Genomic DNA, 22,523 nt, shown 5'->3' with positions numbered 1-22,523 from the left:
ACGAATAGGACGAATACCGATAGACGATCGAGCGTATGAGTCACGCTTGCATGCGTCTACCCGACTATGCCGAAATGCGCATAGGAATCGTCGCGAAAGGTCAAGACGGAGCGATATTGGCTTTCTATAGTCGTCTCGAATACCGAATGATCGCAGCGGCGCTTCTCACGTCGAGCGGTTCGATCAACACACGCGTTTGCAGGAGGTGCCCGCCACACGCTGTATCAGACGAACAAGAGCCGTGCACCGGCCGCCGCCCAGACCACGCCAGCGTAGCGCCGAGGCGAGCCAACCGGCATGCACGCCACAGCAGTGAATTCATGCTTGCCGACAAAGGAATCAACATGCGTTTTGCGAAGACCCTCAGCCCTATCGCAGTTGCAGTTGGCGCATTGCTCGCGCTCGCCCCGCTCGCCTCTCGCGCGGACACGGTGGTGAAAATCGGCTTTGCCGCTCCGCTCACGGGCCCCAATGCGAGTTACGGCAAAGATTTGGAAAACGGCGTCAAGATGGCGCTCGACGATGCGAAAGCACAGGGCGTGAAAATCAACGGCCAACCCGTGTCGTTCGAACTCGTCTCGGAAGATGACCAAGCGGACCCGCGCGTCGGGGTGCAAGTCGCACAAAAACTGGTGGACGAAGGCGTCTCCGTCGTCGTCGGCCACTTCAATTCCGGCACGACGATTCCCGCCTCCGAACTCTACGAAAAAGCCGGCATTCCTGACATCGATCCGGCCGCCACCAATCCGATCATTAGCGGACGCGGCTACAAGAACGTGTTCATGGTGATTTCGAGCGACGCGCAAAACGCCGGCACCGCGGGCGTTTATGCGGTCGAGACGACCAAGGCCAAGCGCATCGCGGTGATCGACGACCGCACGGCGTTCGGCCAGGGCGAAGCGGACGAGTTCGTGAAGGCGGCCAAGGCCCACGGCGGCAACATCGTCGATCGCGAATACACGACGAACCAAGCGACCGACTTCAAGACCCAACTCACGAACATCAAGGCCAAGAACCCCGATCTGATCTTCGTGGGCGCGCTCAACCCGCAGGCCGCCGGCATCATGAAGCAGATGACGCAGCTCGGCATCAAGGCGCAGTACGTCGGCGGCGGCGGCGTGAAGGACGTCGACTTCATCAAGCTCGCCGGCGACAGCGCCGAAGGCGCGATGGCCTGGGAGTACGGGCGTCCGCTCGACAGCACGCCGGTCGGCGCGAAGTTCGCCGAACGCTTCAAAGCGAAATTCGGCGTCGATGTGCTGTCGTACGCGCCGTTCGGTTACGACGCCGCCTGGGCCGCGATCAAGGCGATGCAAGCGGCCGGTTCGACCAAGCCGGACGACTACCGTCCGAAGCTGCAAGCCATCAGCTTCGACGGCATCACGGGCCATATCGCGTTCAATGCCGACGGTTCGCTGAAGAACGGCTCGTCGACGATGTATCAAGTGAAGAAGGGGCAGTTCGTTACGGTCGTGACGAAGGGCGGCTCCTGATCGATCGCCGAAAGCGGGCGCAGCGCCCGCTGGCTCGATCGGGCCGTGCGGCGCGGCGCCTTTTGGCGCCGCGCCTTTTTTGCAATTCGCTTTGGAGTACTCATGGTTTCGAAGATCGTCATCGTCGGGGGCGGCGTCATCGGCAGCGCCGTGGCGTACTTTCTGCGCCACGCGGACACAAGCGTCGATGTGACGGTGATCGAGCGCGATCCGACCTACGCGCGCGCCTCGTCGGCGCTGTCGGCCGCCTCGATTCGCCAGCAGTTTTCGACACCTTTATCCGTGCAGATGTCGCTGTACGGCATCGAATTCCTTCGTTCGATCGGCGAGCGCTTAGCCGTCGACGGGCAATCGCCTTCGATCGATCTGCACGAAGGCGGCTATCTCTTTCTCGCCACGCCGGCCGGCGAAACCATCTTGCGCGAGAACCACGCGCTGCAAACGTCGCTCGGCGCACAGATCCGTTATTTGCCCAAGGACGAGCTGCAAGCTTCGTTTCCCTGGCTGAATACGGACGATCTTGCCGCCGGGACCTACGGCGTATCGGGCGAAGGCTGGTTCGACGGTTACGGCCTCGTACAGGCGCTGCGCAAGAAAGCGCAAGCGCTCGGCGCGCGCTATGTCGCAAGCGAGGCAACCGGCGTGCGGCGCGAAGGCCGGCGCGTGCGGCAGGTGCTGACGGCCGGCGGCGAGGCGCTCGACTGCGACGTCGTGGTCAATGCGGCCGGGCCATGGGCGCGTCGCGTCGCCCAGATGCTCGGGATCGACTTGCCCGTGTACGCGCGCCGCCGCAGTATCTTCAACGTCAGTTCGCCCTCGAAGCTCGAACGCTGTCCGCTGCTCATCGATCCGACCGGCGTCTATTTTCGCCCCGAAGGGACGACCTATATCTGCGGGACCTCGCCGAGCCCCGATCGCGATCCGAACGATCTGCCGCTCGACGAGGTCGACCATACCTTGTTCGACGACGTGATCTGGCCGACGCTCGCCCATCGCGTGCCGCAATTCGAAGCGCTGCGCGTCGAGCATGCGTGGTCCGGCTACTACGAATACAACGTGTTCGATCACAACGCGATCATCGGCTACCACCCCGATGTCGAAAACTGCATTTTCGCGAACGGATTCAGCGGCCACGGATTGCAGCAAGGCCCCGCCACGGGGCGCGGGGTGGCCGAACTCATCTTGCAAGGACGGTTCGTTACGCTCGATCTGTCGCCGCTCGGCTTCGAGCGCGTGCTGGCGAACCGCCCGGTGGTCGAACGCAACGTGGTTTGATAGCGGATCGCTCGCGCGAATGATCTGCCCGGCTCGGATCGGGCCGGGCAAAGCGCGACGGCAAAACGCACTTGGATCGCTCCGCCGTACGGGCGTGCCGCTTCGGCACGCCCGTACGGCGGAGCGCATCGATGGCATCGCGTTTCGGATTATCGGCGCGCCAAACGCTGAAACGCGAAGGAATCGCGATCGAATGAGGGCTTGCATTTTGTATCCCATGAGATACAATCGCTTGCAATGAACTTCGCAAGGCCCGCGTGAATACGCTGAACAGGACCGATTCCTTCGACGAGTGGCTCACATCCCTGAATGACCTGAACGCAAAAGCAAAGGTGCTGGTGCGCATTCGTCGCGCGAGCAGGGCAATTTCGGAGATTGCGAGCCTGTCGGAAGCGGTGTCTCCGAAATGCGCATCCACTATGGCCCTGGATACCGGGTGTATCTTGCCCGAGAAGGGCGAGTCGTCTACCTATTGCTGTGCGGCGGAGACAAGTCGACACAGCGCGCCGACATCGAGCTTGCGAAGGCAATGTGGAAGCAAATACAGGGGCAGTAGGTAGTCAATTTCAATTAGGTGGTCCCATGAAACCGGTCAAGGTTGCACGATTCGATGCTGCCGACTATCTCGATAGCGAAGAAGCCATCGCTGCCTACCTCAATGCAGCACTGGAAGAAGGAGACGCCGATCTCCTCATGGCTGCGATTGCAGACGTCGCCAAGGCACGAGGCATTGCGAAAGTCGCATCCGACGCAGGCGTCGGTCGCGAAAGCTTGTATAAGACGCTCGCACCCGGCTCCAAACCCAAGCTCGAAACGGTGTTCAAGCTCATGCACGCGCTCGGCGTCAAGCTAACCGTCGCGCCCGACACCGCCCACGCCTGATCGTTGCCCCGCTATAGCCTGCCGCCCGATGGGAACCGGGCGGCGGGTTCGCTCGTCCCACGCCCTGTCACGCCAGTGTCTTATCGACGTCACATTCCCGTCCCGCATGCGTCATCGAGGCTCGCTATCCTAGCCAACGCAAACGCACGAACCCACTACAAGCAGACGAGGCGCCAACGAGCGCCCTGACCGCACCGCTACGCTTCCAGTCCCCGCAGTCAGTCGGAAAACAACGGAGATTTTAATGAAGCGGAATAAGAAAGTCAGAGGTGGTCCTGTCCTTGCCCGCGCCGGGTTGACGCTCGGCGCCGTTTCGCTCGCGGCGTTGGGCGCGTTGCTGCCCGCACTCGCCGAAAGCCAGCCCCAGCCTGCGCTCGACCCATCGACGGCCACCGTCACGCCGATCAAGCACGTCATCGTCATCGTCGGCGAAAACCGCACGTTCGACCAAGTGTTCGGCGCCTTCAGGCCGCGGGCCGGTCAAACCGTATCGAATCTGCTCTCGAAAGGCATCATCACCGCCGACGGGCAACCGGGCCGCAACTTCGCGCTCGCCGCGCAAAACACCGCCCAAGCCGTCGATCCCACGCGCTTCGACATGAGCCCCGGCGGCAAGCAGCCGTATACCGTGCTGCCCGCGCCGAACACCGGCTCTGCGCCAACGGCCGCGAGCGACACGAACCCGCCGCCGTTCGCCACGCTGGCCGCCGCGCAAGCGGCCGAAGGCGCCGTACTCGAACCGCAAGACGTCGTGCAACTGACCACCGGCGCAACCGGCCTGCCGCACCACGTGCCCGACACGCGCTTCGGGGCGAATACGTTCACGTTGCCGAACGGCCCGTTCCAGATCTCCCGCGTGGGGCCGGATTACGACCAATACATCACGAGCCCCGTCCATCGCTTTTACCAGAACTGGCAGCAAGCCGATTGCAGTGCGAGCCGCGCCAGTTGGAAAGACCCGAGCGGATGCGCGATGGACTTGTTCGCGTGGGTGGAGACATCGGTCGGCGCCGGCAGCAACGGCAAGCCGCAACCGCCGAACTTCACCGATCAAACGACCGGCGAAGGCTCGACCGCGCTCGGTTACTACAACGTGAACACGGGCGATATGCCCTACTTCACGGAACTCGCCCGCAAATACACCATCAGCGACAACTATCACCAGCCGGTGATGGGCGGCACGGGCGCGAACAGCATCATGATCGGGGCCGCCGACGCGTTCTATTACACCGACGGACAGGGCCACGCCGCCACGCCGCCTTCGAATCAAATCGAAGATCCGCGCCCGCGTGCCGGCACCAACAACTGGTACGCGCAAGACGGCTATTCGGGCGGCTCCTACAGCAACTGCTCGGATCGCTCGCAGCCCGGCGTCGGGACGATTCGCGACTACCTCGACGCGTTGCCGTATCGCCCGAAAGCGAATTGCGCCCCCGGCGCGTACTACCTGCTCAACAATTACAACCCCGGGTACAACGGCGACGGTACCGTCAACACGAGTGCATTCACGATCCCGCCGTCGCCCGTGCGCACGATCGCCGATACGCTGCTCGCCAAAGGGGTGTCGTGGAAATACTATGGCGAAGGCTGGAACTCGTTCGTGGCCAATTCGCCGACCAGCACGTACTGCAACATCTGCAATCCGTTCCTCTATGAAACGGCGATCATGACGAAGCCGGCCATCGTCAAGGCGCACCTGCAAGACGCGACCGATTTGTACGCGGACATCGCCAGCGGCAACTTGCCGGCCGTGTCGTTCGTGAAGCCGGGCGGCTTGCTCGACGGCCACCCGTCTTCGTCGAAGTACGGGTTGTTCGAAGCGTTCACGCGCAAGATCGTCGATCAGGTTCGCGGCAATCCGAAGCTGTGGGCATCTACGGCGATCTTCATCACGAACGACGAGGGCGGCGGCTATTACGATTCGGGCTACATCCAGCCGGTCGACTTTTTCGGCGACGGCCCGCGCATTCCGCTCATCATCGTCTCGCCCTACTCGCGTGGCGGGCGCGTCGTGCACCAGTACGGCGATCACGTCTCGCTGCTCAAGTTCATCGAACGCAACTGGCGCCTCGCGCCCATCACGAACCGCAGCCGCGACAATCTGCCGAACCCGGTGCAGTTGCACTTCAATCCGTACGTCCCGGTGAACGCACCGGCCATCGGAGACCTGTTCGACGCGTTTCATTTCGATCGCCGGCACCACGGCAATGGCGATGACGATGGCGACGACCGCGACGACGGCCAAGGGGATCAAGGAGCGCAAGGCGGCGCGGGGTGGTCGCCGTTCTTCTGATGCCCTCGTCTATTCGCTGCCGTAGCGATCATTGCGACTAGACGAAAGGCCCTCTACCTGCGCGGCGCGGGGCGACTCGCGCCGCGCTCGCGCCGCCACCGCCATCGGCGACGGCACTCAACGCGCCGAAGCGTTCGCACCCGCTCGCACGATGATTTGCGCGGACGTGTCGCGCTCGATGCGCAGCAGCGAATCGCGCATCGCATCGAATTGCGCCGGCGTGCAGACTTGTTTTCCGAACGCGGCCTGCAGCCGGCGCGATATCTGAACGACACCCGACACCGGATCGAAGATATAACTCGCGGCGTAGTCGATCGGCCCCGCATCGATCGCGACGTCCGAGGGGACGTACACAAGCCGTACGTCGCGCGGCAACGTCACCGTCCCGTGTTCGACGAAGGTGCCGCCCACGCAAACGTACGATTGCGTTCGAACGGTCTCGGTCAGCCAGTCCTCGATCTGCGAGGCGATTCCGCCGGCAAAACTCGATAAGGCCGGCAGCGCCGTCATGCCGTCGGTCCAGACGACATGCTCGAGCACGCCCGTCATCGTGACGGCGAACGGACCGTTCGTCGCGTTCACGTCGTCGGTCTCCACGGCCGCACTCCCGCGCAAGCCGGTTTGACGCAACCGTTCATCGGCAATCTCACGCACCCGAGCACGCGTCGCACGGCGAAACACATTGCGCTCGAGTTCGGCCGTATAACCGTCGTCCTCCACGCGATAGCCGTAGTGGGCATCGCCGTTTTCGTCGATGTCCAAATCGAGGCGCGCGTCGCGCGTGCGCGCCTGCGTGGCAGGCGTATGCACGAGCACACCGTCGTCGACGAGCAGCGCGGGCCGGTCCATCGCGCTCGGCGGCAAAAAACCGAACGCGATGCCGCCGCCCGCAGTTGTATCGGCGAACCGCGAAAGCGCGGGGATCCAGACGATGACGTGATTGATGGCCCCCGCGCCGTAACCCGGCACGGAGGGCAACGTGTACACCGAGCCGAGATTCAGCAGCGCGGGCTCGCTGCGGATGCCGACCGCCGCGAGCAGCGCACCGTACAACGCCACATGATCTTTGCAATCGCCGTAGCGGTGGCGAAGGATATCGATGACGCGATGCGGCTTCGCCGCCGTCTCGCCGAGAAAGAGCGCCACATAGCGAATGTTCGTGCGCGTCCAATCGTAAAGACGCGCCGCTTTCGTCCAATCGTCTGGCGCACCGCTTGTCAGCGCCTGCGCCAGCGCGAGCACTTGCGGATCGCTCGCGGTCGGGTCCACGGCATCGAGCCGATAACGCTGCGCGAAAGCCGCGTAGCTCGGCACCGTCGTCACCATCAACCGGTCGCCGTCGTTCGCCTCGCCGACCGCCCCGTGCTCGACACGCGCAAAGGGGCCGTGCCGATAGTCGAATTCGTATCGCATGCGCCCATGATCGAGCACGGGCGCGCGGGCCACGTAGCCGCGCGCATCGGCATAAAGCGGCATGTCGGCCGGCAGATCGAAGATCAGGCGCTGATCGATCACGGGCTCGCTGGCCGGCACCGCAAAGTATTCGAACAGGCCCGGCCGCCCCGCCTTGCGCGACTTGCGAAACGTCAGGTGCTCGCGCCAACCCGGTTCGATGCCCGGAAAAATCACCGTCCGCAAGACGCCGTCTTCGAACGTCGGCGCGCCGGCCGCGCGCGGCTCTTGGATATCGCGAATCGCATCGGCACCGACGGGATGGAGGCCGCCTTGCGGATCGATCGATTCGGCCGATAGGGCGTCGATCCGTTCGATGTCCTTGTCGAACCAGACATAACGTTGGGCGATCGCGTCGACGCCGGCGGCGGTATCGACCCGCAGCGTCGTGTCGTCGTGCTCGACGACGGAGCCGTCGTGCACCACGGTGAAGAGATGCACATCGGATTCGATCGTGGCCGGTGCGGGATCGCTCGCTTCGGCCGTCGGCGCCGCCGCATGCGCGGCCGTGGCGGACAGCGCCGTCGCGCAAGCGAACACGGTGGCCACAGCGCGACGCACGATCGCGAGGGTCGGGCCGAAACGATTCGCCCCGCTCGTCATCGTTATGCCCGCCAACGCAGCCGGTAGGTCCGCGGATTGACGCCGAATTCGGCGCGAAACGCTCGGTTGAAGTTCGATAGGTCGGCGAAGCCGCAATCCAGGGCGACGTCGACGATCTTTTCCGGAGCGTCGGCGAGGCGCTGAGCGGCCGCGCGCAAGCGGGAACGGAGGACATACTGATGCGGCGTCACCCCCGTGGCGCGCTCGAACGTACGCAAGAAATGGTAAGGGCTGAGCCCCGTGTGCTCGGCCAGTCTATCGATGCCGAGGTCGCGCTCCGGCGCTTCGTCGATCCATCGCAGCGTATCGACAACTCGCCCGAGCGCCGTGCGCCCGATCGGTGTGAGATGGCGGGACGATCCGCCATCGAGATCCCGCAGCACCCGGCTAGCGAGCGCCAGTGCCATCTCGTCCCACGCGACGGCGGAACCGTTCGCTGCCGCGCTCACGCCCGTGCTCGCGGCAGCGACGAACGATGCCAGCGCACGCGACGGCTCGATGCGCACGGCGCCGAACGATGGGATGCGGGCGCTCCCCGTATCGGCAAACAACCGCTCGAAGTATTCGGGCTCGTAGCGAAACGCGATGCATCGATCGCCGGCGCGATGCCGGTGGCCGCATTCGAAACATTCGCCCGCGTTGCCGAGCAGGGCGGCGCCGGGCGTCATCAACACCTGCCCCGTTTCGGAGCGGTATTCGAACGCACCCGCCACGACGAGTGCGATACAAAACGCGCCGTGGCGCTCTTCGAACGCGCGATCGCCGGGGCCGCAAGTACAAAGGACATCGGACACGGTCCATCCTCGTCCGCTCGCGATCGCGCGCGGCTCGGTCGCTCCGGCGGCGCCGTCGCGCGCACGCCGCGCCAAGGCTTGTTCCAAATCCAGCGCAATTTTTGCCAAGATTCGCCTCGCTTCACGCCGTATCGTCATCGGACCTCGCGGGTGCCTCGCCGTGTGCGATTCCCGCCTGCGCATTTTCACCCCGGAGATCGACGATGACCCTCACCGAACCGTTCATGCCCACCGCGTTCTTATCCGCCCTCGCCTGCCCCGGCCGCGCGTCCGACATCGACGATGCCGACGACGTATACGGCTGGCTCGTCGGCAGTTGGTCCCTGCAGGTGCTCCACTACCGCGGGTTCGACGTGCGCGGCGAACGTTTGACCGGCGAGGTCCACGCCGGCTGGGTACTCGAAGGACGGGCGATACAGGATGTTTGGATTATGCCCGCTCGCGAGGATCGGCGCGCCGGCCGGCTCGCACGCGACCCGCAAAACGACATGTACGGAACGACGCTGCGTGCGTGGGACCCGCCATTGCGCGCTTGGCGCATTGCGTGGAACAACCCGGCGCGCGGCCATCGCGAAACGCAAATCGGCCGGCGCGTGGGCGAGGAGATCGTGCAGACCGGCGCCCGCGCCGACGGCCAGGCGACACGCTGGCGCTTTACCGACCTCTCGCCGAACGGCTTTCACTGGATCGGCGAAGCGCTCGATACGGACGGCAAGCGTTGGCGGCTCGAAGGCGAGTTCATCGCCACGCGCATGGGCACATGAGCGTAAATCGCACATCGTGGAAGGATGGAGCCGGCGAAGGACGCGACCCGAAGGCGGCGGACTCGCCTGTGAGCCGCGACGCGCCAGCCCCGCGTCTCAAAATAGCGGACGCTGGCGCTGCTGAGCCATCGAAACGACATCGAGTTCGTCGAGCCGCTTGCGCGCCTTGGCGAGATCGTGCACCAATTGCCGTTGGAGCCAGGTTTCGGCACCCCCGCCGAACGCTTTGTCCAGACGTAGCGCCATCTCGGGCGAAATGCCCGCCTTGCCGCTCAGCAGGTTCGTCAGGGCCTGACGGCTCACGCCGAGCACCGCCGCGCCTTCTGTCACGCTCAGGTTGAAGCGCACGAGGCAAAGCTGGCGCACGACCGCGCCAGGATGAGTGTTGTCGGTATCGGCCATGGCCCGAAACATAACGGGGTCGAGTCGATCCGTCAATCGACAAGTGCCGATTGTCGATGCGACGCATCGCCAAGCGTCGCGCCAAGTTGACAGATGATCCGTTACGGGGCTCGAATAAGCGAAACCGCGACGGCGCGGATGTCCCGCGACGCCCGTCCGATCACGCTCGGGGCAAGCGTGCGAGCGCTTCGTCGATCAGCGCATCGAGCAGAGGCTGGACACGCGCGGCGAGTGCATCGTCGTACGCATAGGGCCGCGTTTCTTGCATGTAGGCGATTTGAGACAGCTCGAGCTGCACGGCATGAATGCCGTTGTCCGGCTGGCCATAGTGCCGCGTGATGTAACCGCCCTTGAACCGGCCGTTGGCGACGGCCGTGTAGCCGCCGTGGCGCGTCACGCACTCGACGAGCGCCTCGGCGAGCCCGGGCGCCGCGCTGGCGCCGCCGGCCGTGCCGAAATTGAAATCGGGGAGCCGACCGTCGAAAAAACGCGGCACATGCGAGCGGATCGAGTGAGCCTCCCACAGCAGCACCGCACCGTGTTGCGCCTTGAGTTCGGCCAACGTGCGGGCAAGCGCGTCGTGATACGGCTGCCAATAGCGCGCCACGCGGCGCGCCACCTCGGCCTCGGTCGGCTCGCCGCCGGGGTGATACAGCGGCGCTTTGTCGAACGTGTCGATCGGCAGCAAGCCGGTCGTGTCCTGCCCCGGGTAGAGATTCGCATTGTCGGGCGGGCGATTCAGGTCGACGACATAGCGCGCATGCGACGGAACGAGCAACGAAGCGCCCCGGCGCGCGGCGCATTCGTACAGCCGTTCGAGATGCCAATCGCAGTCGTCGACATGGCGGGCAACCTCGGTCATCGTCGCGGCGATGTCGCCCGGAACGTGCGTGCCGACGTGCGGCATCGAAATCAACAGCGGCAAAGTGCCGGGCCGGACGGAGAACATGGCAGGATCGAGCGTGGCGTTCATGGATGCAGGAAGGTGGTGTCGGAATCGTAACGTCGTTCAGATTAGCGCGCGCCGCGCTTTGCGTCATGCACACTCACACACCGAATGCCCGCCCGAGCGCCGCGCGTTCGCCCTCAACCCTGCAGATGCGAGACGGCCTCGCGATACGCGGCGTAGGCCGCCGCCTCGTCTTCATGCCGTCCACCGCGAACGACGCATCGGCCGCCGGTATGCACTTCGACGATCGGCGACGGGCCGTGTTCGCAAAAGACGACGCCGGCCAGCCAATCGCCCGGCTGGCGGCCATCGAGGCTCGGATGCGCCTCGTCGAGCACGAGCCAGTCGGCACGATAGCCCGGCGCCAATGCGCCGAGGGGCCGGCCGCTCGCCCGTGCGCCACCGGCCAGCGCCGCATCGAACAGCCGTTCGGCGACCTGCGGGCGCGTCTCGCAGGCGAGGACATTGCGCTGGCGCAGCAATAGGCGCTGCCCGTATTCGAGCAGGCGCAACTCCGAGCGCCAATCCACGGCAACATGGCTATCCGAGCCCACGCCGATCCAACCTTTCGCATCGAGATACGGCTGTGCCGGGAAAAACCCATCGCCCAGATTCGCCTCCGTGGTCGGACACAACCCCGCCACCGCACCGGCTGCCGCCAGCGCGCGCGTCTCGGTCTCGTCGATGTGGGTCGCGTGCACGAGGCACCAGCGGGCGTTGACGTCGGCATGATCGAGCAGCCAAGCGACGGGCCGCGCCCCGGTTGCGGCCAAACATTCTTGCACTTCTCCCGTTTGCTCGGCGATGTGAATATGAACCGGTGCGCCGGGCAGATGCGCGTCGAGCCCGTCGAGCAGCGCGTGCAGCGACGCGGCGGAGACTGCTCGCAGCGAATGCGGCGCGACGCCATACGTCAACGCGCCATGCTCGGGCCGCGCGCGACGCAGCGTCAGCAATAGATCCAGCAACGATTCCGGCGTATTGACGAAGCGTCGCTGGTCGGGCCGCGGCTCGCGCTTGCCGAAGCCGCTGTATTGGTAAAGCACGGGCAGCATCGTCATTCCGATGCCCGCTTGCGACGCCGCATCGACGACGCACTGTCCAAGTTCCGGGGCATTCCCGTAGGAGGTGCCGTCTTGCGCATGATGCACGTAGTGAAATTCGCAGACGGACGTATAGCCGGCCTTGAGCATCTCGACGTAGAGCCAGCGCGCGATCGCGGCTAGCCGCTCCGGCGTGATACGCGCCGCGAACCGATACATGAGGTCGCGCCAACTCCAAAAGTTGTCGCTGGCTTGCGCGCGGTATTCGGCCAGTCCGGCCATCGCGCGCTGAAACGCATGGGAATGCAAATTCGGCATGCCGGGCACGATCGGCCCGCTCGCACGCGGCGCCCCCGCAGGTGCCGGCGAATCGGGCACGACGCCCGTCAGCATGCCGTCCTCGTTCCATTCGAGCAGGACGTCGCGCCGCCAACCTTGCGGCAAATAGGCGTGCGCGGCGAAGAGTGTGCGGCGATCGATCGTCACTTCCTGTTCCTTTCCAAGCTCGCTGCCCGATTGTCGATGGCGCGCCCCGTCCACGGCGAGACCGGCGCGGTATGCACCGTCTCGCCCGCGCGCACGACGCGCGCGGCGAGCGGACGGCCGATCCAGTAGGCGAGTTCGGCCAGCGAATTCACCGACCAAGCGACGAAGTCGGCCGAGCGGCCCGGCGCCAATTCGCCGTGCCGCTCGCCGCGCCCCAGCGCGAGCGCGGCATGACGGGTGACGCCTTGCAGCACTTCGGGCACCGTCAGGCGAAATAGCGTGCAGCCCAAGTTGAGCATCGAGAGCAAGGAGGTAGCCGGCGATGTACCCGGATTGCAGTCGGTCGCCAGCGCGATCGGCACGCCATGGCGGCGCAGCGATTCGATCGGCGGCAGTTGCGTCTCGCGGATGAAGTAGTAGGCGCCCGGCAGCAACACCGCCACGGTTCCCGCTTCTTTCATCGCCCGCACGCCGGCCTCGTCGAGAAATTCGAGGTGATCGGCCGACAGCGCGCGATAGCGCGCGGCCAGTGCCGTTCCGCCCATCAAGCTCAATTGCTCGGCATGCATTTTCACGGGCAAGCCGCGGCGCTGCGCCGCTTCGAAGACGCGTTCGCTTTGCGCCAGCGTGAAGCCGATGCGTTCGCAAAAGACGTCGACGGCATCGACGAGCCCTTCGTCGGCCAACGCCGGCAACATCCGTTCGCAGACTTCGTCGATGTACGCGTCGGCGCGTCCCGCGAACTCGGGCGGCAACGCGTGCGCGCCGAGAAACGTCGTGTAGACCGACACCGGGTAGCGCCGGGCAAGTTCGCGCGCCACTCGCAACATCTTGCGCTCGCTCGCCAGCTCGAGCCCGTAGCCCGACTTGATCTCGACCGCCCCGACGCCTTCCGCGATCAGCGGTTCGAGACGCGCGGCCGCTGCGGCGAGCAAGGACGCCTCATCGGCGGCGCGCGTCGCGCGGACCGTCGATACGATGCCCCCGCCGCGGCGGGCGATCTCTTCGTAGCTCGCTCCGGCAAGACGCAAGGCGAATTCGTCGGCACGATGGCCGCCGAATACGAGATGCGTATGGCAATCGACGAGACTCGGCGTCACCCAGGCGCCGCCGAGATCGTGGTGGGGCCACGCATCGAATTCGCGCGGCAAATCGCGCGCCGCGCCGACCCAAGCGATCGCGCCGTCGCGCACGGCCATCGCGGCGTCGGCAATCGACGCTTCGGGATCGCCGTTCGGGCAAAGATTGAAATGCCGCCAAACTTGCTCGCTCATAATGGCCTCGAGGTATCGGCAATAAATCGCGGACGTGCCGCGTCAGCAGTAATGCACGAGCACGGCCAGTGCGGCGCCCTCGCCCGTCACGTCGCAGGTCAGCGCACGAGGCGCGTCCAGCACGATCGTGTCCAAGGTCGCCAGCGAGGCGTAGACCGGCGGCGCGCTTGCCGAAGCCGAAGCCAGTGTCTGCGCCTGCGCCGCGCTTTCGAAACGCACGTCGAGCGCACCGCATGCGCACAGAACGAGCGCGGCATCCGCGTCGAGCGTGTGCTGCCCCGCGCCTTGCCATACGTGCAATTCGGCACGCGCCCGATCGCGCCGCACCATGAGATTGAAATCGCGCGTGGGGCCGTCCACGAGCTGCGCGGCGATCGCCGCCTCTCCCGCGAAGCGTGCAATCGAAAGTGGCTCGGACAGCGCATGCGTCGCGCCGCTCGCTTCCATGAGGCGCATCCCCGCGCCCGCCAGCAAGACCAGCGTACGGTCGATGCCGGCGAATCGCGAAAACGGCCCCGGCTGTTCGACATCGGCCACGCTCACGCGCCAGACGAAGGTGTCGAGGCTCGCCCCCACCGGATACGCGGCGATCTCCCGTGTGACCCCGCCGCCGTTCCTCCAGGGCGTCGCCTTCAGGGCGCTCGCCCGAACGATGCGCGCCGGCGTACGCGGCGAGGGCGAGGAGCCTGCAGCGCCGCGGCGCAACGCCTGCGATGGCAAGCTCATGGGTTCAACGCCCGAGCATCGGCAGCTTGAGGCCGACCTCGCGCGCCGTCTCGCGAGCCAGCTCGTAGCCTGCATCGGCATGACGCATGATGCCGGTAGCCGGATCGTTGAACAGGACGCGTTCGATCCGCCGCGCCGCCGCATCGGTCCCATCGCACACGATCACCACGCCCGCATGCTGGCTGAACCCCATGCCGACGCCGCCGCCATGGTGGATCGACACCCACGTGGCGCCGCCCGCCGTGTTCAGCAACGCATTGAGCAGCGGCCAATCGGAGACGGCGTCCGAGCCGTCCTTCATCGATTCGGTTTCGCGGTTGGGACTGGCCACCGAACCCGTATCGAGGTGATCGCGGCCGATGACGATCGGCGCTTTCAACTCGCCGCGCTTGACCATTTCGTTGAAGGCGAGACCCAGCCGGTAGCGATCCTTCACGCCAACCCAGCAAATACGCGCGGGCAGCCCTTGAAACGCGATGCGCTCGCGTGCCATGTCGAGCCAGTTGTGCAGATGCGGATCGTCGGGAATCAATTCCTTGACCTTCGCATCCGTCTTGTAGATGTCTTCCGGATCGCCCGAAAGCGCCACCCAGCGGAACGGCCCCTTGCCTTCGCAAAACAGCGGCCGGACGTAGGCGGGCACGAAGCCGGGAAAGTCGAATGCATTGTCGACGCCCATGTCGAGCGCCATTTGGCGAATGTTGTTGCCGTAGTCGAGCGTGGCGGCGCCGCGCGCTTGCAGCGTCAACATGGCCCGCACCTGCCGCGCCATCGACTGCTTGGCCGGCACGACGATGCTTTCCGGATCCGTCTTCTGGCGTTCGCGCCATTGCTCGACGTTCCACCCTTGCGGCAGATAGCCGTTGATGGGATCGTGCGCGCTCGTTTGATCGGTCACGCAATCGGGCGTGATGCCGCGCTCGACGCACGCTTCGAAGACATCCGCCGCGTTGCCCACGAGGCCGACCGAGACCGGTTTGCCGCTCGCCTTCGCCGCTTCGATCATAGCGAGCGCTTCGTCGAGCGTGCTCGCCTTCTTATCGACATAGCGCGTCTTCAAACGGAAATCGATACGTGTCTCGTCGCATTCGACGGCGATCATCGAGAAACCCGCCATCGTTGCGGCGAGCGGCTGGGCGCCGCCCATGCCGCCGAGCCCGCCTGTCAAGATCCAGCGCCCTTTGGCGTCGCCGTTGAAATGCTGATTCGCCACCGCGTAGAACGTCTCGTACGTCCCTTGCACGATCCCTTGGCTGCCGATATAGATCCAGCTGCCCGCCGTCATCTGGCCGTACATCATGAGGCCCTTGCGATCGAGTTCATGGAAATGCTCCCACGTGGCCCAATGCGGCACGAGATTGGAGTTCGCGAGCAGCACGCGCGGGGCGTCGGCATGCGTGCGGAACACGCCCACCGGCTTGCCCGATTGAATCAAGAGCGTCTCGTCGTCTTCGAGATCCTTCAGCGACGCCAGGATCTGATCGAAGCAATCCCAGTTGCGCGCGGCGCGTCCGATACCGCCGTAGACGACCAAGGCGTGCGGGTGCTCCGCTACCTCGGCATCGAGGTTGTTCTGGATCATCCGGTAAGCGGCTTCGGTCAGCCAGCTCTTGCACGTCTTGTCGGCGCCGCGCGGCGCGCGGATCGTGCGCGTCGGATCGAGACGCGGATCGAAGAATTTGGGATCGTTCATGGGAGTCCTCGGTTGTACGGCTCGGTTCGGCTCAGAAATGTCCGGTGAAGCGATAACGGCTGCCCGGGTGCCACAGATCGACCACGGAGGCGACCTGCTCGCGCGACCACGTGCGCCGATGCAGCACGAGACACGGCTCGATGTCGTCCATCCGCAATTGGCTACGCGTATCGGGCTCGGGCTGCGCGGCTTCGATGCGGTACTCGACACGCTGCAGCGGCGCGACGCGCGTCAGGTACTGATTCGGCGTGACCGCCGCAAAATCTTGCAACGCGTACTCGGGTGCGACGGCCGGATTGACCCAGCGCGCCTCGAGCTGCACGGGCTCGTCGTTCTCGAGATGCAGCACGCGCGAATGAAAGACGGGGCTGCCGGCCGCTACTTGCATCTCGTCGGCCAGCGCTTCGCTGGCGACCGTCGCGCCGAGTTCCAGCACCTTCGCCTGATGCCGGTGGCCGCGCGCGGCGATTTCGTCGGAAATGCTGCGAATCGCCACCAGCGTCGATTCGTACTTGGGCCGCGCGACGAAGGTGCCCGCGCCTTGAACGCGCGTGAGCACTTGCTCGGCCGTCAACTCGCGCAACGCCCGGTTCACCGTCATGCGCGCCACCTTGAACTCGCGCGCCAGTTCGTTTTCGGAGGGCACCTGGTCGCCCTCCGCCCACTCGCCCGCGTGAATCCGAGCGAGGATGAAATCCTTGATGCCTTGATACGCGGGAGCGTTCATCGCTTTGACGTTGTCCATCGGCCACGCATCGGTCACGCGTCGGCGTTCGCTTCGGAAGCGAATGAGAGCGGGCTGGCCTGAGCGATCGTGCCTTGCGTGACGAGCCGCGCGATGCTGGCGATATCGGGCGCGAAGTAGCGATCGAGGTCGTAATGCGGCACGTGCGCGCGCAGCGTATCCATCACGCGCTGCAATGCGGCGCTCGTGCGGTGCGGTGCGCGCAAATCGACGCCTTGCGCGGCGGCGAGCAATTCGATGGCGAGGATGTTCGCCGTGTTCTCGGCGATGTCGGCCAACTTGCGCGCGGCGAAGGTCGCCATCGAGACGTGATCTTCCTGGTTCGCGGAAGTCGGCAGCGAATCGACCGATGCCGGATGGGCGAGCGTCTTGTTCTCGGAAGCCAGCGCGGCCGCCGTCACGTGCGCGATCATGAAGCCGGAGTTCACGCCGCCGTCCTTGACGAGGAACGGGGGCAGCCCCGACAGCGTCGCGTCGATCAGCAGCGCAATGCGGCGCTCCGCGAGCGCGCCGATTTCGGCCGCGGCCAGCGCGAGGTTGTCGGCGGCGAACGCCACCGGCTCGGCGTGGAAGTTGCCGCCGGAGAGCACTTCGCCCGTATCGGGGAAGACCAGCGGATTGTCCGAGACGGCGTTCGCTTCGATCAACAGGACATCGGCCGCATGCCGCATCTGGTCGAGACACGCGCCCATCACTTGCGGCTGGCAGCGCAGGCTGTACGGATCTTGCACCTTGTCGCAATCGCGGTGCGACAGATTGATGCCCGAGCCGTCGAGCAGCGCGCGATACGCCGCGGCCGCTTCGATCTGGCCGCGATGGCCGCGCAACGCGTGGATCCGTGCGTCGAAAGGCTTGACCGAGCCCGCGGCCGCGTCCACCGACAGCGCGCCCGCCACGAGCCCCGTGCGAAAGAGATCTTCGATCGCAAACATATTGAAGAGCGCGAGGGCGGTCGACGCTTGCGTACCGTTGAGCAGCGCCAGCCCTTCCTTCGCTTGCAGCGAGAGCGGCGCCAAGCCCGCGAGTTTCAGACCCTGGGCCGCGCTCATGCGTTCGCCGCGCGCGGTCACTTCGCCGATCCCGAGCAATACGGCCGACATATGCGCGAGCGGCGACAAATCGCCCGACGCGCCGACCGACCCTTTGACGGGGATGATCGGGAGGACGTCCGCATTGAACAACGTCACGAGCGCGTCCATCACTTCGCTGCGAATGCCCGAATGGCCGCGCCCGAGACTCGAAAGCTTCAGCGCGATCAACAAGCGCACGACGGGCGCCGCCATCGGCTCGCCGACGCCGACGGCGTGCGAGAGCACGAGATTGCGCTGCAAGAGTTCGAGCTGATCGTGCGGGATGTGGGTACTCGCAAGACGGCCGAAGCCCGTATTGATGCCGTAGGCCGGCTCGCCCTTGGCGGCGATGTCGGCCACGGCCTTCGCGCCCGCGTCGATCACGGCGCGGCTCGCGGGATCGAGCACGAGCGTGACGCGCTCGCGCGCGATGCGGCGCAGTTGGGGAAGCGTCAAATGGCCCGGCGTGAGAATCATCATGGAAGGCGTCCTGTTCTGGCGGTTTTTGCGGTGTCTTTCGACTTTCGTCGTTCGTCTATCGATATGCGGCGCCTCGCTGCGGACGTTCGCGCGCGCACCGGCCTACGATCTGAAAGGGAGTCTAGTGCGGCCAGCTTGTATAGACAAGTCGTTTTCGAAGCCTGGTGATTAGGGATTTCCATTAGACGCGAACGCATGAGCGTTGGCGCGCAGCCCCATACTTGCAGCCGGTCTGGGGGCGACGATGGTGGCCGATCGCGCCTAGGCAGGACGCGTGTGGGCCAGGATGCAGCGGGCGGTCTTGTCTATACAAATCAACCAGAACGACGGCCGTCGGTGGCTTTTGCAATACAGGGGCATGTTGTTGCACTCGGTGCACGGCGTCCCGGCTTCCCGGCGACCCGCGCATTCGGCAGGCCGTGGGATCGCTGCCACCGCGACGCGGCACCGTGCCCGCAGCGGCACCCGGACTGGGTACGCGTCGTGCTTCGAAGAGAGCGGGATCGGGCGCGAGCATTTCGCACTCGGCGTGGGGCCGCAGCAGCCGCGCGGCGCGAACGCGAATCCCGGCATCACCGCTTCTCAAGAAGAGACCATGAACAAGACACAAGGACAACGCCAGCGGATGGACCTCATCGAACTCGCACGCGAATCGGGCATGGCGGTGCTGCTCGATGCAAAGATCGGCCGGGAGCAGTACGTGAGCGTAAGCGGATCGCTCGCCGCGCTCGCGCGCTTCGCGGATGCGGTCCGCGGCGAATCCGAGGCCGATGGCCCCGAGGACAAGGATCGCTGACACCCCGCATTCACCGCAACGGCCGCTCGGCGCGGGCGCGCGACGCCGCCGTTGTCTCCCCCGCCACGTCCTATTGCCCCGCACGAGGCGCGCGATACATGCTGGAGCGCCCCTTCCGATAGCGCCGCCCATCGGCTTTCGCCGTGCTCCGCCTATCAGCCAGGCCCTTCCTGAGCACCGCCTCGGCATGCGCCTACCAAATGTGCCAGTTACGGTTTCGCATAAGAATCGCTTAAATCCCGCACGGTGTAATGCGTTCTTCGCGAGCGCATGACTTTCCCGTCACTTTCGTATGGGGTAGACGCATGGCAACGCCTCTCGTTCGACTCGCACCGCTCGATCTCATCCGCGGCTTCGTCGCGGTCGGCCGCCGGATGAGCGTAACGCTCGCCGCGGAAGACCTATGTCTGACGCAATCGGCCGTCAGCCGACAGATTCACTCGCTCGAAAATGCCCTAGGGGTATCGCTGTTTCATCGCGGCTACCGCTCGATTTCCTTCACGCCGGCTGGGGAACGGCTGTTCCGAACGGCCGACGGCGTCGTGCGCCAGCTCCAGGAGGCGTTCGAGACGATCGCGCGCCCACCCGAACGGCAACCGGTCACGATTACGGCCAGCATCGGCGTCGCGACATCGTGGCTGCTGCCCCGGTTATCCGACCTGCAGCACCGCTACCCGGCGCTCGACGTACGCGTCGCGCCCAGCGACAAGCTGCTCGACTTGCGCACCGAGGCTATCGATCTCGCCGTCCGCTATGCAAGCTCGTCGAATCCCGCGCCCGGCGCCACGTACCTTTTCGACGAAGCGATCGTGATGCCGCCCGCCGGAGCGCCGGCCGCAGGAAGCGATCCGGCGAGCGGGGGCGCCTATTGGCTCGTGCAGGCCGACGCATCGGCGCGCCAGGACGTGCGCGATGTGGCGCAGTGGATCGTCGAGCAAGCGCACATGGCGGCGCAGCCCGCCCCCGACGCGAGCCTAGCGGCCCGTTCGACGCCCGTCGCCCGCGCCCCGTTGGCTTCGCCGCCGCCCGCGCGAGCGCACGCACCGGCCGCAGCCGCAACGAGCGCATAACGTGCCGAAATCGTCCGACCGAAACGGCGTCCGGCGCAGCGCCCACCATTTCTAGTAGTTGCCCCGATTGGGTTAGGCAGGTGAAATCGACGGCGTTCGAGTGCGGCGTGCTATCCAGCGCGCCGCATCCGTATCCGGAGGTGACACCCGATGCGCATGCCACTGCTGCAAATCGAATCGCTCGCCGCCGGTTACGGCAAGGGCGAGGTCCTCGACGACATCTCGTTCGCCCTGTTCGCGGGCAGTCTCGCCTATGTGCTGGGGCCGGGAGGCTCGGGCAAGACGACGCTGTTCATGGCGATCGCGGGGCTCGTGCGGCCCAAACGCGGCGTGATCCGCCTCGACGGCGAAGACATCCGCCGCAAGCGGCCGACCGAACTGCTGGCACGCGGCATTGCCTATGTGCCGCACAATCGGCTGCTGTTCAGTTCGCTTTCGGTTCGCGACAATCTTCTTGCCGCGGTGTGGCGGGACACGGATCGGCCCGGCATCGAAGCGCGCGCCGACCGCCTGGCGCAACGGCTCCCCTTTCTGAAAGCTTGCGCGCACCAGAGCGCCAGCCGGCTCACGAACGGCCAGCGACAACTGCTCGCCATCGCCCGCGCATTGATGTCGCAGCCGCGGCTCTTGCTGCTCGACGATCCATTCGATGCCTTGGTCCCGGCGGAAGCGGAGCAAGTGGCCGGACTGGGTGCGGAACTGGCCGGGGAAGGAACGGCTGTGGTAATTGCGCAACGAAGCGCGACGCCGAAGGCCCGCGCGGGCGAACCCGCGTTTTTGCTCGACGGCGGCCGTCTCGTTTGAACGATGTCATGCCGGCCTGTTCGCGACTGGCGGCTCGGGGCTCGCGCGCCCGAGACATCCGTCACAGCACGGCAAGCTCGAGAATACGCCATTCGCGCCAATTCTCGAGAATCGCTCCGAGGGCGACACGCACTCCAAAGCACGCGCATTATGGCCTCACCCCGCCAATCGGAGATTTTCGAAAACTGCATGTCATTAACGCCGTATGGAAAATGGCATGACGATTCACAGTGAATCGGGCCGGCAAATGGCTTAGAGCGATCAATCGCAGCGCACACCCGCGCGCATATGGCTCGATGAACAATGCAAATTAGACAGACGATTCATTGCAGCAAACCCAGCATGGCCGCGCGCACGACCGCGGCCGTCTTGTTTGTCGTCTTCAATTTCGTCACGGCATTCTTGACGTGAAAATTAACCGTATCCACCGAGATGACGAGAATCTTGGAGATCTCGCCCGAGGTCTTGCCGTCGGCGGCCCACTTCAGCACCTCGACCTCGCGATCGGTGAGCCCGCGCTCGGGATCGTCCATCAACGACGGCATCAACACGCGCTTGAGCGATAAATGAGCGGTACTGACGAGCCAGCGCATCTTCACTTCGTTTTCGGCCAGCTCTTGAGCCGTGACCGGCCCGCTCGAACGCGCGAGCGTCAGCATGCCTCCGATGCCGCAACTGTCGAACGCCGACTGCGCCCAGCCGTGGCGCAACCCGTGCGCTTGCGCTTCGTGCCAAAACTCGGGCACCGCGCTAAAGAGCGCATCGCTCCAGAGGATCGGCGACTGCGAACGGCGCGCATGCTGAACGGTCGGATCGATGTCAAGGTAGCGCGCTTCGAAATACCGCTTTTTCCATGCCTCGGGATAGTTGCTCATCCAGCGCGTCTTCGGCTTGGACAACGGCCACGGTGCCCGCAAGCCGTACGCGCAGAATTCGAAACCCAAGCCCTTTGCCGCACCCTCGATCTTGCTGAAAATTTCCGAATCGCAGTTCGTGCGATTCAATTCGTGCAACAGGTCCTCGGCCCAGCTTTTCATTTATGCCTCCTTGTCGTCGCGCAAGCCTTGCGAGCGACCTGCGCGATACCGAAACGGCCGCACCAGCAGCCGGAGCATCGACATCCCGGCACACGTCTCCCCGTGCTCGGCATGCACCGAGCCGCGGCTCTCGAACGAGACACGTGCCAAAGGCTCTTCTAGATTTCAACCGCGATACTTCAATGGGCGACGGCTCGATTTCCGCCATTTCGCATCGTGCGACGTTCGTTCCCGCGATTTTAAACGCACGCAATCATCGCACATTTTCGGCGCACTAAAAATCGAACCCAAGCTCGTTTAATCGCCAACGTTATTTGACAAGAAATTAATACCGAAATCTTTTTCGCGCGATAGCCGGAGCGTCATATTTACGGACAATGAGGCCGCATTGC

General features: G+C 65.0%; 20 protein-coding genes. 9 read left to right on the top strand and 11 right to left on the bottom strand.

The window, feature by feature from the left end:
• Positions 1-344: 344 nt before the first annotated feature.
• From ACTHN9_RS26295 to ACTHN9_RS26275, 5 genes are all read left to right on the top strand, one after another.
• Positions 345-1,493 carry a branched-chain amino acid ABC transporter substrate-binding protein gene (locus ACTHN9_RS26295; RefSeq protein WP_440539747.1) on the top strand — a complete coding sequence of 383 codons (1,149 nt, stop codon included), beginning with the start codon at positions 345-347 and terminating at the stop codon, positions 1,491-1,493.
• Between the two features lie 102 nt (positions 1,494-1,595).
• A complete protein-coding gene (locus ACTHN9_RS26290) occupies positions 1,596-2,768 on the top strand; it encodes an NAD(P)/FAD-dependent oxidoreductase (protein WP_440539746.1) in 1,173 nt (390 codons plus the stop codon).
• A gap of 406 nt (positions 2,769-3,174) precedes the next feature.
• Positions 3,175-3,324, top strand: a complete 150-nt coding sequence (locus tag ACTHN9_RS26285) for a type II toxin-antitoxin system RelE/ParE family toxin (protein ID WP_440539745.1) — start codon at positions 3,175-3,177, stop codon at positions 3,322-3,324.
• Positions 3,325-3,350: 26 nt separating this feature from the next.
• Positions 3,351-3,650, top strand: coding sequence for an addiction module antidote protein (locus tag ACTHN9_RS26280; protein ID WP_440539744.1), 300 nt, complete (start codon positions 3,351-3,353; stop codon positions 3,648-3,650).
• A gap of 244 nt (positions 3,651-3,894) precedes the next feature.
• On the top strand, positions 3,895-5,943 hold the full coding sequence (locus ACTHN9_RS26275) for an alkaline phosphatase family protein (RefSeq protein WP_440539743.1): 2,049 nt from the start codon (positions 3,895-3,897) through the stop codon (positions 5,941-5,943).
• Positions 5,944-6,060: 117 nt separating this feature from the next.
• On the opposite strand, the gene ACTHN9_RS26270 is transcribed toward ACTHN9_RS26275, so the two are convergent.
• Positions 6,061-7,998: a DUF3857 domain-containing transglutaminase family protein gene (locus ACTHN9_RS26270; RefSeq protein WP_440539742.1), complete on the bottom strand. Its 1,938-nt coding sequence runs from the start codon at positions 7,996-7,998 to the stop codon at positions 6,061-6,063.
• A 2-nt stretch (positions 7,999-8,000) separates the two neighbouring features.
• Positions 8,001-8,900 carry a helix-turn-helix domain-containing protein gene (locus tag ACTHN9_RS26265; protein WP_440539741.1) on the bottom strand — a complete coding sequence of 300 codons (900 nt, stop codon included), beginning with the start codon at positions 8,898-8,900 and terminating at the stop codon, positions 8,001-8,003.
• A gap of 95 nt (positions 8,901-8,995) precedes the next feature.
• On the opposite strand from ACTHN9_RS26265, the gene ACTHN9_RS26260 reads away from it, so the two are divergent.
• On the top strand, positions 8,996-9,556 hold the full coding sequence (locus ACTHN9_RS26260; RefSeq protein ID WP_440539740.1) for a hypothetical protein: 561 nt from the start codon (positions 8,996-8,998) through the stop codon (positions 9,554-9,556).
• A gap of 96 nt (positions 9,557-9,652) precedes the next feature.
• Here the strand turns inward: ACTHN9_RS26260 and ACTHN9_RS26255 are convergent, their stop codons facing one another.
• From ACTHN9_RS26255 to hutH, 8 genes are all read right to left on the bottom strand, one after another.
• Entirely contained in the window at positions 9,653-9,958 is a 306-nt protein-coding gene (locus tag ACTHN9_RS26255; protein WP_440539739.1) for a HigA family addiction module antitoxin, read from the bottom strand.
• Between the two features lie 160 nt (positions 9,959-10,118).
• Positions 10,119-10,931, bottom strand: coding sequence for an N-formylglutamate deformylase (gene hutG, locus ACTHN9_RS26250; protein WP_440539738.1), 813 nt, complete (start codon positions 10,929-10,931; stop codon positions 10,119-10,121).
• Between the two features lie 113 nt (positions 10,932-11,044).
• The gene (locus ACTHN9_RS26245) at positions 11,045-12,436 is read right to left on the bottom strand and encodes a formimidoylglutamate deiminase (protein WP_440539737.1); all 1,392 of its coding nucleotides are present in this window, start codon (positions 12,434-12,436) and stop codon (positions 11,045-11,047) included.
• Positions 12,433-13,710 carry an imidazolonepropionase gene (hutI, locus tag ACTHN9_RS26240; RefSeq protein ID WP_440539736.1) on the bottom strand — a complete coding sequence of 426 codons (1,278 nt, stop codon included), beginning with the start codon at positions 13,708-13,710 and terminating at the stop codon, positions 12,433-12,435. The genes ACTHN9_RS26245 and hutI overlap by 4 nt, the downstream gene beginning before the upstream one ends.
• 42 nt (positions 13,711-13,752) lie before the next feature.
• On the bottom strand, positions 13,753-14,436 hold the full coding sequence (locus ACTHN9_RS26235) for a HutD/Ves family protein (protein WP_440539735.1): 684 nt from the start codon (positions 14,434-14,436) through the stop codon (positions 13,753-13,755).
• A gap of 4 nt (positions 14,437-14,440) precedes the next feature.
• Positions 14,441-16,129 (bottom strand): urocanate hydratase, encoded by a 1,689-nt coding sequence (gene hutU / locus ACTHN9_RS26230; protein WP_440539734.1) that lies wholly within the window; start codon positions 16,127-16,129, stop codon positions 14,441-14,443.
• 31 nt (positions 16,130-16,160) lie between these two features.
• A complete protein-coding gene (hutC, locus tag ACTHN9_RS26225) occupies positions 16,161-16,856 on the bottom strand; it encodes a histidine utilization repressor (protein ID WP_440539766.1) in 696 nt (231 codons plus the stop codon).
• A gap of 32 nt (positions 16,857-16,888) precedes the next feature.
• Positions 16,889-18,424: a histidine ammonia-lyase gene (gene hutH / locus ACTHN9_RS26220; RefSeq protein ID WP_440539733.1), complete on the bottom strand. Its 1,536-nt coding sequence runs from the start codon at positions 18,422-18,424 to the stop codon at positions 16,889-16,891.
• 595 nt (positions 18,425-19,019) lie between these two features.
• Here hutH and ACTHN9_RS26215 point away from each other — a divergent pair.
• The 3 genes from ACTHN9_RS26215 (at position 19,020) to ACTHN9_RS26205 (ending at position 21,094) form a co-directional block, all read left to right on the top strand.
• On the top strand, positions 19,020-19,220 hold the full coding sequence (locus tag ACTHN9_RS26215) for a hypothetical protein (RefSeq protein WP_440539732.1): 201 nt from the start codon (positions 19,020-19,022) through the stop codon (positions 19,218-19,220).
• Between the two features lie 305 nt (positions 19,221-19,525).
• Complete coding sequence (locus tag ACTHN9_RS26210; RefSeq protein WP_440539731.1) at positions 19,526-20,290, top strand: LysR family transcriptional regulator; 765 nt, start codon at positions 19,526-19,528, stop codon at positions 20,288-20,290.
• Positions 20,291-20,446: 156 nt separating this feature from the next.
• Positions 20,447-21,094 (top strand): ATP-binding cassette domain-containing protein, encoded by a 648-nt coding sequence (locus ACTHN9_RS26205; protein ID WP_440539730.1) that lies wholly within the window; start codon positions 20,447-20,449, stop codon positions 21,092-21,094.
• Between the two features lie 323 nt (positions 21,095-21,417).
• Here the strand turns inward: ACTHN9_RS26205 and ACTHN9_RS26200 are convergent, their stop codons facing one another.
• A complete protein-coding gene (locus ACTHN9_RS26200; RefSeq protein ID WP_440539729.1) occupies positions 21,418-22,131 on the bottom strand; it encodes an autoinducer binding domain-containing protein in 714 nt (237 codons plus the stop codon).
• Between the last annotated feature and the right edge of the window lie 392 nt (positions 22,132-22,523).

Source organism: Trinickia sp., assembly GCF_051953405.1.
Taxonomy (GTDB): domain Bacteria; phylum Pseudomonadota; class Gammaproteobacteria; order Burkholderiales; family Burkholderiaceae; genus Trinickia.
The sequence above is the reverse complement of the archived record's forward strand: the minus strand, read 5'-3'. Positions and strand labels throughout refer to the sequence as shown.